The 15,152-nt window shown below is 73.5% G+C and carries 11 protein-coding genes; 9 read left to right on the top strand and 2 right to left on the bottom strand.

Going from position 1 to position 15,152, the window contains the following annotated elements; translation table 11 throughout:
• Positions 1–139: 139 nt before the first annotated feature.
• The 6 genes from KZX60_RS01160 to KZX60_RS01135 all read left to right on the top strand — a co-directional run bounded on the left by KZX60_RS01160 (position 140) and on the right by KZX60_RS01135 (position 7,053).
• Positions 140–1,624, top strand: coding sequence for a GuaB1 family IMP dehydrogenase-related protein (locus tag KZX60_RS01160; RefSeq protein WP_248115195.1), 1,485 nt, complete (start codon positions 140–142; stop codon positions 1,622–1,624).
• 194 nt (positions 1,625–1,818) lie between these two features.
• Complete coding sequence (locus KZX60_RS01155; protein ID WP_248115194.1) at positions 1,819–3,138, top strand: hemolysin family protein; 1,320 nt, start codon at positions 1,819–1,821, stop codon at positions 3,136–3,138.
• Positions 3,135–4,193, top strand: coding sequence for a hemolysin family protein (locus tag KZX60_RS01150; protein ID WP_248115193.1), 1,059 nt, complete (start codon positions 3,135–3,137; stop codon positions 4,191–4,193). Before KZX60_RS01155 ends, KZX60_RS01150 begins: the two co-directional genes overlap by 4 nt.
• Before the next feature lie 105 nt (positions 4,194–4,298).
• Entirely contained in the window at positions 4,299–5,324 is a 1,026-nt protein-coding gene (locus tag KZX60_RS01145) for a metal ABC transporter substrate-binding protein (protein ID WP_248115192.1), read from the top strand.
• Positions 5,325–5,389: 65 nt separating this feature from the next.
• On the top strand, positions 5,390–6,280 hold the full coding sequence (locus KZX60_RS01140) for a metal ABC transporter permease (protein WP_248115191.1): 891 nt from the start codon (positions 5,390–5,392) through the stop codon (positions 6,278–6,280).
• Entirely contained in the window at positions 6,277–7,053 is a 777-nt protein-coding gene (locus KZX60_RS01135) for an ABC transporter ATP-binding protein (protein WP_248115190.1), read from the top strand. The genes KZX60_RS01140 and KZX60_RS01135 overlap by 4 nt, the downstream gene beginning before the upstream one ends.
• A 12-nt stretch (positions 7,054–7,065) precedes the next feature.
• Here KZX60_RS01135 and KZX60_RS01130 read toward each other — a convergent pair whose 3' ends face one another.
• A complete protein-coding gene (locus tag KZX60_RS01130) occupies positions 7,066–7,494 on the bottom strand; it encodes a transcriptional repressor (RefSeq protein ID WP_248115189.1) in 429 nt (142 codons plus the stop codon).
• Positions 7,495–7,686: 192 nt separating this feature from the next.
• Here KZX60_RS01130 and KZX60_RS01125 point away from each other — a divergent pair, with 192 nt between their 5' ends.
• Both KZX60_RS01125 and KZX60_RS01120 read left to right on the top strand, forming a co-directional pair.
• On the top strand, positions 7,687–8,652 hold the full coding sequence (locus KZX60_RS01125; RefSeq protein ID WP_248115188.1) for a sulfurtransferase: 966 nt from the start codon (positions 7,687–7,689) through the stop codon (positions 8,650–8,652).
• A 57-nt stretch (positions 8,653–8,709) separates the two neighbouring features.
• On the top strand, positions 8,710–9,138 hold the full coding sequence (locus KZX60_RS01120) for an HIT family protein (RefSeq protein ID WP_248115187.1): 429 nt from the start codon (positions 8,710–8,712) through the stop codon (positions 9,136–9,138).
• Between the two features lie 22 nt (positions 9,139–9,160).
• On the opposite strand, the gene hrpA is transcribed toward KZX60_RS01120, so the two are convergent.
• Positions 9,161–13,360, bottom strand: a complete 4,200-nt coding sequence (gene hrpA / locus KZX60_RS01115) for an ATP-dependent RNA helicase HrpA (RefSeq protein WP_248115186.1) — start codon at positions 13,358–13,360, stop codon at positions 9,161–9,163.
• Positions 13,361–13,521: 161 nt separating this feature from the next.
• On the opposite strand from hrpA, the gene putP reads away from it, so the two are divergent.
• Positions 13,522–15,150 (top strand): sodium/proline symporter PutP, encoded by a 1,629-nt coding sequence (gene putP / locus KZX60_RS01110; protein ID WP_248115185.1) that lies wholly within the window; start codon positions 13,522–13,524, stop codon positions 15,148–15,150.
• Positions 15,151–15,152: the final 2 nt, after the last annotated feature.

Here is a 15,152-nt window from a genome sequence, read left to right as displayed (position 1 = left end):
GGGGAGCGGTCCGGTCGCGAGCGGTGCGCCCGTGCTGCCGCTGGCGGACGCCTCCGAACATCATAGGTGCTCAGGCACCGTCGAGGGCGAGGGCGGAGCGTCCGGCAGGGGCCGCGTCCCGGTCTGGGAGACTGGCCACATGCGCTTCCTCACCCCGCCGAGCGTCGACCTCACCTACAACGACGTGTTCCTCGTCCCCTCCCGCTCCGACGTCGCGAGCCGCATGGACGTGGACATCGCCCCGGACGACGCGACGGGCGGCTCCATCCCGCTCGTCTCGGCCAACATGACCGCCGTCACCGGCCGGCGCATGGTGGAGACGATGGCCCGCCGCGGCGGCCTCGGGATCCTGCCCCAGGACGTCCCCGCCGACGTGATCGCCGAGACGGTCGCCCGCGTGAAGTCCGCCCACCCCGTGGTGGACACCGCGCTGACGGTGCGCCCGCACGACACCGTCCTGGACCTGCTGCACCTCATGGACCGACGCAACCACGGCGTCGTCGCGGTGGTGGATGCCGACGGCGGCCTCCTCGGCCTGGTCCGTCTGCGGGACTGCGACGACGTGGACCGCTTCGCCTCGGCGTCCTCCGTGATGCACCCGGCCGCGCTCACGCTGACCGCGGACGAGCTGGGCGGGGACGCCGGCGCCCACCCCGGCGCGGACGTGCTGCGCGCGGCCTTCGAGCGCCTGCACGCCGCCCACCTCGACGTGGCGCCCGTCGTCGAGTCCGGGACCGGCGGTGGGGCCCCGCGCCTGCGCGGCGTGGTCACCCGCGCGGGCCTGCTGCGCTCCTCCCTCTTCATGCCCAGCCGCGACGCCGGCGGACGACTGCGCGTGGGCGCGGCCCTCGGCATCAACGGCGCCGTGGGGGAGAAGGCCTCCGCCCTCCTCGAGGCCGGCGTGGACGTGCTCGTGGTGGACACCGCGCACGGCCACCAGGAGACGATGCTCGACGCCCTCGCCGCGGTGCGCTCGCTCGACCCCGGCGTGCCGGTGGTCGCCGGCAACGTGGTGACCGCCGAGGGCGTGCAGGACCTCGTGGCCGCCGGCGCCGACATCGTGAAGGTGGGGGTGGGCCCGGGCGCCATGTGCACCACGCGCATGCAGACCGCCGTCGGCCGCCCGCAGCTGTCCGCCGTGCTGGAGTGCGCGGCCGCCGCCCGCGAGGCCGGTGCCCGCGTGTGGGCCGACGGCGGCGTGAAGCACCCGCGTGACGTGGCCCTCGCCCTCGCGGCCGGGGCGAGCTCGGTGATGATCGGCTCGTGGTTCGCGGGCACGCTCGAGTCCCCGGGGGACCTCGTGCACGACGCCGACGGCCGCCGCCACAAGGAGAGCTTCGGCATGGCCTCGGCCCGGGCCGTCGAGCACCGCACGCGCCACGAGGACCCCTTCACCAAGGCCCGCAAGGGCATGTTCGAGGAGGGCATCTCCTCCTCGCGCATGGACGTGGACCCCCGCCACCCCTCCGTGGAGGACCTGCTGGACACCATCACCGCCGGCGTCCGCTCCGCCCTCACGTACGCGGGTGCGCGGGACCTGGCGGAGTTCCGCGAGCGGGCCGTCCTGGGGCTGCAGTCCGCCGCCGGCTACGACGAGGGCCGGCCCGTGGCCGCCTCGTGGTGAGGCGGCGCGGCACGCCCGAAGGGGTCTCTCCGCCCGCGGCCCCGCCCCTATACTGGTCGCACTATGGATCACCCTGACACTGCTGTGCCAGCCTGCCCGTCCGCGCTCGCGGACGGGGCCGGATCGGAGCCTTCCAGTCCCGGCGTCGCCCGTTCGACGCCCACCCCGACTCCTCGGGGAGGGGGTGAGGCCCCGTGGAGTGGATCCTGCTGATCGCCGGCATCCTGCTCGTCCTGGGCACCGGATTCTTCGTGGCCGTCGAGTTCTCGCTCATCGCGATCGACGTGCCCACCGTGCAGCGGATGGTGGACCAGGGCGACCGCGGCGCCGAGCCGCTCCTGCGCTGCCTGAAGTCCCTGTCCACCCAGCTCTCCGCGTGCCAGCTGGGCATCACGCTCACCACGCTCCTGACGGGCTACGTCATGGACCCGGCGATCGGGCGCCTCGTGGACCCGCTCCTGATCGGGGCGGGCGTGCCCGAGGCGATCGCGGGCACCGTCTCGCTCGTCGTCGCCATGGTGACGGCCACGCTGCTCTCCATGCTGATCGGCGAGCTGGTGCCCAAGAACATGGCGATCTCCCAGCCCCTCCCCATCGGGCGTCGGCTCGCGCGGCCCATGCTCGTGTTCACGGCCGTCTTCCGGCCCGCGATCGCGGTCCTCAACGGCTTCTCCAACCGCGTCCTCGGGCGCTTCGGGATCGAGGCGAAGGAGGAGATCTCCGGCGCCCGCAGCCCTGAGGAGCTCTCCTCGCTCGTGCGGCGCTCGGCCCAGCTCGGCACGCTCGACCAGCAGACGGCCACGTTCCTGGACCGCACCCTGCGCTTCGCGGACCGCACGGCGGCCGACGTGATGACCCCGCGCATCCGCGTGGAGACCGTGGGCGAGGACGAGGGGCTCTCCCACGTCGTGGAGCTCGCCCGGCAGAGCGGCTTCTCCCGCTTCCCCGTGATCGGCGAGTCCTCGGACGACATCCGCGGCGTCGTGCACGTGAAGAGGGTCGCGGCCGTCCCCCGGGAGCGCCGCGCCGACCTCACGGCCGGCTCCCTCATGTCGGACATCATCCGCGTCCCCGAGACCGTCCACCTGGACCAGCTGCTCACGGAGCTGCGCGAGGCCAACCTGCAGATGGCCGTGGTGGTGGACGAGTACGGCGGCACCGCCGGCGTCGTCACCCTCGAGGACGTGGTGGAGGAGATCGTGGGCGAGGTCGCCGACGAGCACGACCGGATCACCCCCGGCGTCCTGCAGACCGCCTCCGGACGCTGGTACTTCCCGGCCGATCTGCGCCCGGACGAGGCGCAGGCCCAGATCACCGCGCTGTCCGTCCCCGAGGACGGCGCCTACGAGACCATCGGCGGCTTCGTGATGGCCCGCCTCGGCCGCATCGCCCGGGTGGGCGACGTCGTGGCCGTCGACGGCGGATCGCTCGCGGTGGAGCGCATGGACGGACGGCGGGTGGAGCGCGTGCGCTTCGACCCGGTGCCCGCGGACAGGACGGAGGCCCGCGCATGAGCGAGGACGTGATCGGACTGCTCTGGCTGGTGGTCCTGCTGGTCGCCAACGCCTTCTTCGTGGCGGGCGAGTTCGCCGTCATGGGCGCTCGCCGCTCCCAGATCGAGCCGCGCGCCGAGGCAGGCTCCCGGCCGGCCACGACCGCCCTGTACGCCATGGAGCACGTCTCGGCGATGCTGGCCGTGTGCCAGCTCGGCATCACCGTGTGCTCGCTCCTGATCCTCAACGTCTCGGAGCCGGCCCTGCACCACCTGCTCGTGGTGCCGATGGAGGCCGTCGGCGTGCCCGCGGGCGTCGCGGACATCGCCGCGTTCGTCGTCGCCCTCCTGGTGGTCACGTTCCTCCACGTGACGTTCGGCGAGATGATCCCCAAGAACGCGGCGGTGTCGTTCGCCGATCGCGCCGTCATGCTCCTGGCCCAGCCGCTCGTGTGGCTCAGCCGCCTGCTCCACCCCATCATCGTGTCCCTGAACTGGGCCGCGAACCTCGTGCTGCGGGCGTTCGGGATCGAGCCGAAGGACGAGGTGGCCTCCTCCTTCACGCTCGAGGAGGTCCAGTCGATCGTGGCCGAGTCCACGCGCTCGGGCACCCTCGAGGACGAGTCCGGCGTGCTGCACTCCGCCCTGGAGTTCTCCTCCTACACGGCCGGCGACGTCATGGTCCCGCTGGAGCGCGTGGTCACGGTGCCGGAGGACGTCACCCCGCAGGCCTTCGAGTGGGCCGTGGGACGGGTGGGCTTCTCCCGCTTCGTGGTGGAGGACCCCGACGGCGGGTACACCGGCTACCTGCACCTCAAGGACGTGCTCATGGTGGCCCCCGACGCCTACGAGCGTCCCGTGCCGCTCACGCGCATCCGCTCCCTGGCCAACGTGCGCGCCGACGACGAGGTGGAGGACGCGCTCGCGCTCATGCAGCGCACCGGCTCCCACCTGGCGCGCGTGATCACCACGGAGGGCACCACCGTGGGCGTGCTGTTCCTGGAGGACGTCCTCGAGGAGCTCGTGGGTGAGATCCACGACGTCACGCAGACCCCACGGCGGATGCGGCTGGCCTGAGCGGGGCCCCGGGCGGCGGGGCGCCGGGACCTGCTAACATGAGAATCGTTAGCAACAAGACGCCCCGTCGGGCGCCGCCGCCCCCCCCGGAAGGACCCCTCGCCCGTGACCGCTCCCCGCCGTGCCCGCACTCTCGCCGCACCCCTCCTCGTGCTCGCCCTCGGGCTGAGCGCGTGCGGCTCCGAGGCCGGCGAGGGGGCCGGCCGCCCGGCCGCCGACCCGGGGGAGGGGAAGCCCGTCGCCGTGGCCACCACCACCCAGCTCGGATCGGTCCTCGCGGACGTCACGGCGTGCCGCGACGCGGAGTCCGGGACGATCATGGGCCCGGGCGACGATCCGCACGACGTGTCCCCGTCCTCCGAGCAGGTGGCCCAGATGGTCCGCGCCGGACTCGTGTTCTCCAACGGCCTCGGCCTCGAGGGCGGCATGGGGTCCGCGCTCGAGAATGCGAAGCGGGACGGCGCCGACGTCGTGGAGGTGGCACCCCGGCTGGACCCCCTGCCCTTCGGTGCCGGTGAGGCCGAGCACGCCGGTGAGGCCGAGCACGCGGGGGAGAGTGCCGAGGAGCACGCCGCCCACGCCCACGAGGGCCACGCCCACGGCTCGCAGGACCCGCACGTCTGGATGGACGTGGCGCGCATGGCCACGGCCGCGTCGGTGATGGGCGACGCCCTGGCCGAGCACACCGGCGACGACGGCTACGCCGAGTGCGGGCGCCGCGTGCAGGGGGAGCTCGAGGACACCGACCGGCAGGTGCGCGAGATCCTGGCGGCCGTCCCCGCGGAGCGGCGCACGCTCGTCACCGACCACGACGCCTACGGCTACTTCGGAGCGGCGTACGGGTTCGAGGTGGCCGGCGTCGTGATCCCGGGCGGATCGACGGACGCGGAGCCCTCCTCCCAGGAGCTCGCAGCCCTGGCCTCCCAGGTGCGCGAGTCCGGCGCGGATGCGATCCTCACCTCCGTGGCAGCGGGCACGGGCCTCGTGGACGCGGTCTCCCGGGAGGCGGGGGACCTGCCGGTCGTGGAGCTGTACGAGTCCGGCGTCGGGCCCGCGGACTCCGCCGAGTCCGACTATGCCGACGCCATGCTCCACAACGCGCGGACGCTCGCCGACGCCCTCGCCGCCTGACCCGTCCCCCGCCGCGGGCACCGCCCGTGGCCCCACCGACACCGACCCTGAGGACCGACACCCCCGTGGACTGGCTGACCGACCCCTTCCTGCTGGGATTCCAGCAGCGCGCCCTGCTCGGCGGGCTCATCGCCGCACTCACGTGCTCCGTGGTGGGCACCTGGCTCGTGCTGCGCGGCATGAGCTTCTTCGGGGACGCGTTCGTGCACGGCGTCCTGCCGGGCATCGCGCTCGCCGTGGTGCTGGGCGGGAACCTGCACGTGGGCGCCGCCGTGGCCGCCGCCGTCATGATGGCCGGCATCTCGCTCGTCCACCGGGCCACCACCCTCAAGGAGGACACGGCCATCGGCCTGCTGTTCGTGGGGATGATGGCCCTCGGCGTCGTGATCATCTCGCTCTCGGACTCCTACACGGGCTCCCTCACCGCCATCCTCTTCGGCGACGCCCTCGGCGTCTCGCCGGAGGGGCTGCGGGTGCAGGGCGCGATCGCGGCCGCCGTCGTGGTGCTGGGCCTGGTGCTGTACCGTCCGCTGCTGGCCCTGAGCTTCTCGGAGGCCAAGGCGCGCGCCCTCGGCATGCGCCCCCGGCTCACGCACGCGCTCCTGCTCGTGATGATCGGGGCCGCCGTGATCGGCTCGTTCCAGGCCGTGGGCACCGTGCTCGTGTTCGGCCTGCTCGTGGGCCCGCCCGCCACCGCCGCGCTGATCACGCGCACCGTGCCGTGGATGATGGCCGCCTCCATGCTGATCGGCGCCCTCTCCGTCACCCTCGGCCTGATCCTGAGCTTCCACTGGGGCACGGCCGGATCCGCCACCATGGCGCTCGTGCCGATCGTCCTGTTCTTCCTCGTCCTGGCCGTGCGCGCCGCGGTGCAGGCCGCCCGGGGGCGCCGCCTCCGCGCCGCGGCCCGCCGCACGCGTGACGGCCTCCCGACCCGCCGGAGCGTGACCTCGTGAACGACCCCCGGATCCTCGCCGAGGCCGCAGGCCTCGAGCTGCGCCACGGCGAGCACCTGGCCGTGGAGGCCTCCTCCTTCACGGTTCCCGCCGGGTGCGTGGTGGCCGTGATCGGGCCCAACGGCTCCGGCAAGTCCACCCTCCTGGCGGCGCTCGCGGGAGTGCTCGAGCCCGCGGCGGGCACCGTGCACGTGCTCGGCGAGCCCGCCGCCGAGCGGGCCCGCCGCACCGCCTTCGTGATGCAGTCCCTCCAGTTCCCGCAGGGCGTCCCGCTCACGGTGCGGGACGTGGTCACCATGGGCCGGTACCCGTCCCTCGGCTGGTTCGGACGCCTGAGGGCCGCCGACCGGGCCGCGGCGGACGCGGCGATGGAGCGCATGCGGGTCACGGACCTGGCGGCGCGGCACCTCGACCAGCTCTCCGGCGGCCAGCGGCAGCGCGTGTACGTCGCACAGGGTCTGGCCCAGGAGCATGACGTGCTCATGCTGGACGAGCCGGTCACCGGCCTCGACCTGGTCTCGGCCCGCACGATCGACGACCTGATCCACGAGCAGCCGCACGAGGGGGTCTCCGTGGTGTTCACGACCCACGACCTCGACGAGGCGGCCGCGGCGGACCATGTGGTCCTCATGGGCGGACGCGTGGTCGCCTCGGGCGTGCCCGCCCACGTGCTCACGGAGGAGAACCTCGAGCGGGTCTACGGGCGCGGCGCGCTCCACCGGCCCGTGTTCGGGCATCTGGACGACCCCTCCGGGGGGCCCGAGCACCGCTAGGCGCCCAGGGGCTCAGCTCGCCGCGGCCGCCGTGCACGCGGCGCAGAGGCCGGTGATCTCCACGGTGTGGTCCGTGGCCGTGAACCCGTGCACGGCGGCGACGGCGGCCGCCCACCGCTCGACGGGCGGGGCCGTGAGCTCCACGGTGGCCCCGCACGAGCGGCACACGAGGTGGTGGTGATGGCCCTGCGCGGCGCACCGGCGGTACACGGACTCGCCGTCCTCGCGCCGGAGGACGTCCACGGTGCCGTCCTCGAGCTGCTGCTGCAGCGTGCGGTACACGGTGGCGAGGGAGACGCGCTCGCCGGCGTCCTTGAGGTGGGCGTGGAGCTCCTGGGCACTGACGAAGTCCTCGAGCTCGTCCAGGGCACGGTCCACAGCCGCCTTCTGGCGGGTGGCGCGCACGCGTCCGGCGCGGGGGTCGGGAGCGGTGCTGGTCACGCTGACGGTCCTCCTTCCGCGGCCGGATCCGAACGGTCCCGGGGGGCTTCGCGGAGCCGATGACCGGCTCCTGGGCACTCGTCCCAGGCTATCAGCGGGGCCGGATCCGGCATGGTGCCCCGGGCACACGGGGCGCGTCGCGGGGCGTCCGCCTCGCGGTGAGCGTTACGGACCGTCACGTATGGTGTGCGGGTGCACACCCTTCCCTCCGACGCCCCGGCCCCGATCCTCCCCGCCTCCGCGGCGTCCGTCGTCACGGTGGACGTGCTGGCCGGCTGGCTCCGACTGGCCCCCGCGCTGGAGGCGGAGCCCGTCCCGGCCGTCCCCGCCTACGTGCAGGCCGACGCCCCCGCACCGCGGCGCCTCGTGCTCCTCGACATCCGCTACGAGCTCGGCAGCGGTGCGACCGACCATGAGGGCTATCTCCACGGCCACCTGCCCGGCGCCGTCTACGTGGCCCTGCCGAGCCGGCTCGCCGGCCCGCCCGGGACCCTGGAGGGCCGTCACCCGCTGCCGGATCCGGCGGACTTCGCGGAGACGGTGCGCATGTGGGGGATCGACGACGGCGACACCGTGGTCGTGTACGACGACATCGGCGGCCTCGCCGCCGCGCGCGCCTGGTGGCTGCTGCGCCACGGGGGGCTGCCCGACGTGCTGCTGCTCGACGGCGGGCTGGACGCGTGGCGAGAGGCCGGACTGCCGCTGCAGTCGGGCGAGGTGATCCCCACGCCGGGCTCGGCGACCATCCAGTGGGGCCGCATGCCCGTGGTGGACGCCGCCGGCGCCGAGGAGATCGCCGAGCACGGCCTGCTCCTCGACGCCCGCGCGGCCGAACGGTATCGCGGAGAGGTCGAGCCCCTCGATCCGGTGGCCGGCCACATCCCCGGCGCCCGCAGTCTGCCGACCGCGCAGAACCTCCGCCCCGACGGTCGCCTCCTGCCGCCCGAGCAGCTCGCGGCGCGCTTCGCGGCGGCCGGGGTGCGGGACGACGTCCGGGTGGCCGTCTACTGCGGATCCGGCGTCACGGCCGCCCATCAGGTCCTCGCGATGACCGTGGCGGGCCATCCCGGGGCGGCGCTCTTCCCCGGCTCCTGGTCCTCATGGGTCCACGATCCGGCCCGGCCGGTGGCCGTGGGGGCCTCTCCTGACGGACACTGAGGGCGGACCCTCGGCGGGCCGTGCGCCCGCCCACCCCGCAGATCGGAAGGACATCCCATGACCAGCGTCTTCACCCGCATCATCGCCGGAGAGCTCCCCGCCCGCTTCGTCTGGCAGGACGAGCAGTGCGTCGCCTTCCTCTCGGCGGGCCCCCTGGCCCAGGGGCACACGCTCGTGGTGCCCCGCGAGGAGGTGGACCAGTGGGTCGACGCCGACCCCGGGCTCCTCGCCCACCTCATGCAGGTCGCACAGCGGATCGGCCGCGCGCAGGTGGATGCGTTCGGTGCGCAGCGCGCCGGCCTGATGGTGGCCGGCTACGAGATCCCGCACCTGCACGTGCACGTGTGGCCGTCCAACTCCATGGACGACTACGACATGGCCCGCGTGGACAACTCGCCCGAGCCGAAGGACCTCGAGGAGGCCGCGCGGCGCATCCGCGACGGACTGCGCTCAGCCGGCCACACCGCCGCCGTCCCGCAGGACTGACGCCGCCGGTGCCGCCCCGGCCTCAGGCCCGGGCGGCGGCGGCCAGTGCCTGGCGCACCCGCTTCTCCGAGACGGACACGGCCGTGCCCAGCTCCTGGGCGAAGAAGGAGACGCGCAGCTCCTCGATGAGCCAGCGCACGCGCTCGAGCTCCGCCGGCACGGGAGTGCCGGCGAAGCGGGCGCGGTGCGCGGCCACGGCGGCGTCGAAGTCGTCCTCGAGGCGCTGGACCACCGCCATGGCCTGGCCGTCGCGCTGCAGGTGCCCGCCGGCGTCGAGGCGGTCCAGGCGCGTCAGCATGCCCTGCACGTAGCGGGGCAGGTGCTGCAGCTGCTCCCACCCCGTGGTGGCCGCGAAGCCGGGGAACACGAGCTGCTCGAGGTGGGCCTTGACGTCCGACTTCGCCGGCGCCGTCGCGAGGGAGACGGAGCCCTTGAGCCGGCGGCGCACCTCCGCGGCGCGGGAGAGCACCTGCTCCACGAGCTTCGTGACCGCGAACACGGTGTCGATGAGGTCGGCGCGGACCCGGTCGAACAGCGCCCGGAACTCGGCCTCGCCGAACGGGAGCTCCGGGCCGACGAGCCGGTCCACAGCGGCCTGCGTGCAGTCCGCCACGAGCGAGTCCACCGAGCCGTGCGGGTTCTGCGTGAACGCGAGCTTCTCCCGGTTGTCGAGGTGGTCCAGCACGTAGCGCTGCGGGCTGGGAAGGGCGGCCAGCAGGAGCCGGATCACGCCGGCGCGGTGCCACGCGGCCTGGTCCTCGGCCGAGCGGGCCACGGTGAGCCCCGCCGCGGGGCGGCCCTCCGGCGTCGTCTCGGGGACGAGTGCGGGGTAGCCCGTGATCGCGGGGCCGCGGCCGCCCGCCTCCGTGGTGATCTTGCGGGGCACGGTGCCCACGCTCCACGTGGTCAGTCCATGCCGCTCCGCGAACGCGGGGGCGGCACGGCCGGCGTCGGGCGCGGTCGACGACGGCCCACCGTCCCCGTGACCCGCCGCCTGGGCGGAGGACTCGGCACCCTGACGGTCCTTCCCCGGCCCGCGGCGTCCCCGGCCGCCGTCGCGAGCGCCGGTGCCCCCACGATCCGAGCCCCGGCCGTCCTGGCGGGGTCCCGGGCGCGCGTTCGCGGGGTCGTCCGTGCCGGCCAGGCGGGCCGCGATGGCCGAGCGGTTCGCCTGGGCGAGGCGAGACTGGAGGGCGGGGAGGTCCTGGCCGGCGCCCATGACGGCGCCGCGGGCGTCCACCACGCGGTAGTCCATCCGCAGGTGCGGGGGCACCGCGTCGGGCGCCCAGAGCTCCGGCTCCACCACGATCCCGCGGACCCGGCGCACGGCGGCCGAGAGCGCCGCGGGCAGGTCGTCCGTGAGCGGGTCCGCGTGCTCTGCGAGGTCGGCCACGAGCTGCCGGGCCACGTCCGGGGCGGGCACGAGGTTCCTGCGCACGGCCTTGGGGAGGGCCTTGATGAGCGCCGTGACGAGCTCCACGCGCAGACCGGGCACGAGCCACGCGAACGGGCTCGGGGCCACCTGGTTCAGGAGGAGGACCGGAACGGCCACCGTGACGCCGTCCGTGCCGGAGGCGCCCGTGGGGTCGAACGTGTACTCGAGGTCGAGGTCCACGTCGCCGCCGGGCAGCGGATAGCGGAAGGTCGTGGGGAACGCGTCCGTGTCGAGGTCCGCAGCGTCCTGCGTGAGGAGGGCGTCCACGTCGAGGTCGAGCAGGTCCGGCTGCTCCTGGCGCGCCTTCTTCCACCATGCGTCGAAGTGCCTTTCGGAGACGACGTCTCCCGGGATCCGCGCGTCGTAGAAGGCGAAGAGGTCCTCGTCGCCCACGCGCAGGTCGCGGCGGCGCAGGCGCGTCTCGAGGGCCTCGACCTCCTCGAGGGCGCGGCGGTTGCGGGCGAAGAAGTGGTGGCGTGTGCGCCAGTCGCCCTCCACGAGGGCGTGCCGGATGAACAGCTCGCGGGAGAGCTCCGGGTCGATGCGACCGAAGCGCACGGAGCGGTCCGGCACGAGGGTGACGCCGAACAGCGTCACCTTCTCACGCGCGACGACGGAGCCCGCGCGGCGCGACCAGTGCGGCTCGTTGTACGTGCGCTTCACCAGGTCGCCCGCCACCTCCTCGGCCCACTCCGGCTCGATCCGGGCGACGGAGCGGGCCCACAGGCGGGAGGTCTCCACGAGCTCGGCCGCCATGACGAACGGGTGGCGCTTCTTGAACAGCGCGGAGCCGGGGAACACGGCGAACCGGGTGCCGCGCGCGCCCGCGTACTCGCGGCGGCGCTCGTCGTAGGAGCCGATCTGCGAGAGCAGGCCCGTCAGCAGCGACTTGTGCACGGCCTCGTGCTGGCCCACCGGGTCCACGGGACCGGCCTGGACCGTGACGCCCACGTCCTTGGCGATCTGGCGCAGCTGCTGGACGAGGTCCTGCCACTCGTGCACGCGCAGCCAGTTCAGGTGCTCGCGGCGGCACATCTTGCGGAACTGCGAGCCGGAGAGCTCCGTCTGCTGCTCTCGCAGGTAGGCCCACAGACGGAGGATCGCGGAGAAGTCCGAGTTCTCGTCCGCGAACCGGCGGTGCATCTCGTCCGCCGCCTCGCGCTGCTCGGTGGGGCGCTCCCGGGGGTCCTGGATGGTGAGCGCGGCGGCAATCACCATGACCTCCCGCACGCAGCCGCGCTCGCCCGACTCCAGGATCATGCGGCCCAGGCGCGGGTCCACGGGCAGGCGGGCCAGCCGGCGCCCGATCGGCGTGATGGTCCCCGCCTTGGCGGCGAGCGCGCCGAGTTCGGTGAGTGCGGTGGCGCCGTCGGTGACCTGGCGGCCGTCCGGGGGCTGGAGGAAGGGGAAGTCCTTCACGTCCGCGGGCGTCCGCGCGACGCCGAGGGACATCATCTGGAGGATGACGGAGGCCAGCGAGGTGCGCAGGATCTCCGGGTCGGTGAACTCGGGGCGGGAGAGGAAGTCCTCCTGCGAGTACAGGCGGATCGCGATGCCGTCGCTCGTGCGGCCCGAGCGCCCCGAGCGCTGGTTGGCGCTCGCCTGGGACACGCGCTCGATCGGCAGACGCTGCACCTTCGTGCGGTTCGAGTAGCGGGAGATGCGGGCCGTGCCCGTGTCGATCACGTACTTGATGCCCGGCACCGTCAGCGAGGTCTCCGCGACGTTGGTGGCCAGCACGATCCGCCGGCGCACCCCGGACGCCGCGCGGCCGAACACGCGGTGCTGCTCGGCCATCGAGAGGCGGCCGAACAGGGGCAGGATCTCTGTCCCGGCGAGGCGCTTCGAGCCCGCGACGACGCCGGCCAGGTGGTCCGCGGCGTCGCGGATCTCCCGCTCGCCGGGCAGGAACACGAGGATGTCCCCGGCCGGCTCCGCGGCCAGCTCGAGGACGGCATCGCCGATCGCGTCGAGGGGGTCACGCGTCTCCGCGGCGTCGTCGGCGTCGTCGTCGGGATCGTCGGGGGAGGGCTCGTCGGTGAGCGGCCGGTAGCGGATCTCGACCGGGAACGTGCGGCCCGAGACCTCGATGACCGGGGCGGGGACGACGGCGGCCTCCTCCTCCGGCACCCCGTCCGCCACGCGCTCGGCACGCTCGGCGTCCGTGGCGGGTCGGCCGAAGTGGCGCGCGAACGACTCGGGGTCGATCGTGGCCGAGGTGATGATCACCTTCAGGTCCGGGCGCTGCGGCAGCAGCTGCCGGAGGTAGCCCAGGAGGAAGTCGATGTTGAGGCTGCGCTCGTGCGCCTCGTCGATGATGATCACCGAATAGCGCTTCAGGAGCGGATCGTGGGGGATCTCGGCCAGCAGGATGCCGTCCGTCATGACCTTGACCCGGGTCTGCTTGGAGGTCTGCGCCGTGAAGCGCACCTGGTAGCCGACCGTCTGGCCGATCGGCTCGCCGATCTCCTCGGCGATGCGCTCGGCCACCGAGCGGGCGGCGAGGCGGCGGGGCTGGGTGTGGCCGATCGTCCCGGCGTCCCCGAGGCCCAGGGCCAGGCACATCTTGGGCAGCTGGGTCGTCTTGCCGGAGCCGGTCTCGCCCGCGACGATCACCACCTGGTGGTCGCGGATGGCCGCCATGATCTCCGCGCGGCGCTCCGCCACCGGCAGGTGCTCGGGGAAGGAGAGCTCGCGCGGGGCGGGGGAGGTGGGGGTGCTGCCGGGGGCGTCGACGGGCGCGGTGGGGGCGGCGTCGGGGGTCCCGGGGCGTGAGGAGTCGGTCATGGCCGGACCAGTCTACGGAGGCCGGTCGGCGCCGCGCGGGGTGTTCGCCGCGGAGGGATGCCGTCCCGGCGGGTGTGGGCCTCGTCATCGCCGTGAGCCGGGCATTCTGTCACACGGACTTTCGGCTGGGGTTCAGGGACGATCTGTGGAACTCTGGAATAATGGACATGAACACGATCTATTTGTTATTGGCAATCGGCTTGTACTTCGCCGCCATGGTGGCGATCGGCCTGTACGCCTCGAAACAGAACTCCGACCTGGACGATTACCTCCTGGCCGGGCGAAACATGAAGCCCTCGGTGGCCGCTCTCTCCGCCGGCGCCTCGGACATGTCCGGCTGGCTGCTCATGGGCCTGCCCGGCGCCATCTATGCCGCCGGCCTCGTCGAGGGCTGGATGGCCGTCGGCCTCGTCGTCGGCGCCTGGGTGAACTGGAAGATCGTGGCCCCGCGCCTGCGCTCCTACACCGAGGTCTCCGGAAACTCCGTGACGATCCCCTCCTTCCTGGAGAACCGCTTCAAGGACCGCACGCACATCCTGCGCATCGTGGCCGGCCTCATCATCCTCGTCTTCTTCACGTTCTACGTGTCCTCCGGCATGGTGGCCGGCGGCAAGTTCATCGAGTCGACCTTCGGGCCGGACTCGCTCTACGCCGAGGGCATCAGCATCAACTACCTCACCGGCATGATCGTGGTGGCCGGCATCACCGTGCTGTACACCCTCTTCGGCGGCTTCCTGGGCGCATCCCTGACCGACGTGGCCCAGGGCATCCTCATGTTCCTCGCGCTGGTGATCGTGCCGATCGTCGTGATCATCTCCATGGGCGGCTGGGACGCCGTCGTGGACGGCCTGCGTGCCGCCGATGCCGCCTCGGCGGGGGCCGGTGACCCCGTGGACCACTTCTCGCTGTTCGCCAACGCGACACTGATCGGCGTCCTCTCCTCGCTCGCGTGGGGCCTCGGCTACTTCGGCCAGCCGCACATCATCGTGCGCTTCATGGCGCTGCGCACCGCCCAGGATGCGACCGTCGCCCGGCGCGTGGGCATCACGTGGATGACGCTCTCCGTGTTCGGCGCCGTCCTCACCGCGCTCGTGGGCATCGCGTACTTCCAGGCCAACCCGGGCACCACGCTCGCCGACCCGGAGACCGTGTTCCTCGTGCTCTCCTCCATCATGTTCCACCCGTTCATCGCGGGCCTCGTGCTGGCGGCCGTGCTCGCCGCCGTCATGTCCACCCTGTCCTCGCAGCTCGTGGTGTGCTCCTCCGCTCTCGTGGAGGACCTGTTCAAGGTGGGCGGGCGCACCGCCTCCCCGAAGACGCTGCTGTGGATGGGCCGCCTCGGTGTGCTCGTGATCGCCCTGATCGCCGGCCTGCTCGCGCTGAACCCGGACTCCTCCGTGCTCGACCTCGTGTCCTTCGCGTGGGCCGGCTTCGGCGCCGCGTTCGGCCCCGTGATCCTGCTCGCCCTGTACTGGGAGAAGTTCACCTCGTGGGGCGCGATGGCCGCCATGGTCGTCGGCGCCGCCGTGGCGTGGTCCTGGTCCGAGGCCTCCGCGGACACGTGGAGCTGGTTCGGCCTCTACGAGCTCCTGCCCGGCTTCATCGCCGCGCTGATCGCGGGCGTCCTCGTCTCGCTGTTCACCCAGCGTTCGCGCCACGTCCAGGCGCACATCGAGCGTGAGTTCACCGGCGCGATCGACATCGTGCAGGGCCGCGAGCCGGTCACCGGCTCCGGTCCGGCCGTGGCGAACAGCGGCCCGGCCGGCTCCACCGCCGCGCCGACCGCCTGACC

This window comes from Micrococcus sp. EYE_212, from assembly GCF_023147585.1.
GTDB lineage: Bacteria > Actinomycetota > Actinomycetes > Actinomycetales > Micrococcaceae > Micrococcus.
Note: the sequence above shows the minus strand (reverse complement) of the source record. Positions and strands in the feature narration are given on the sequence as shown.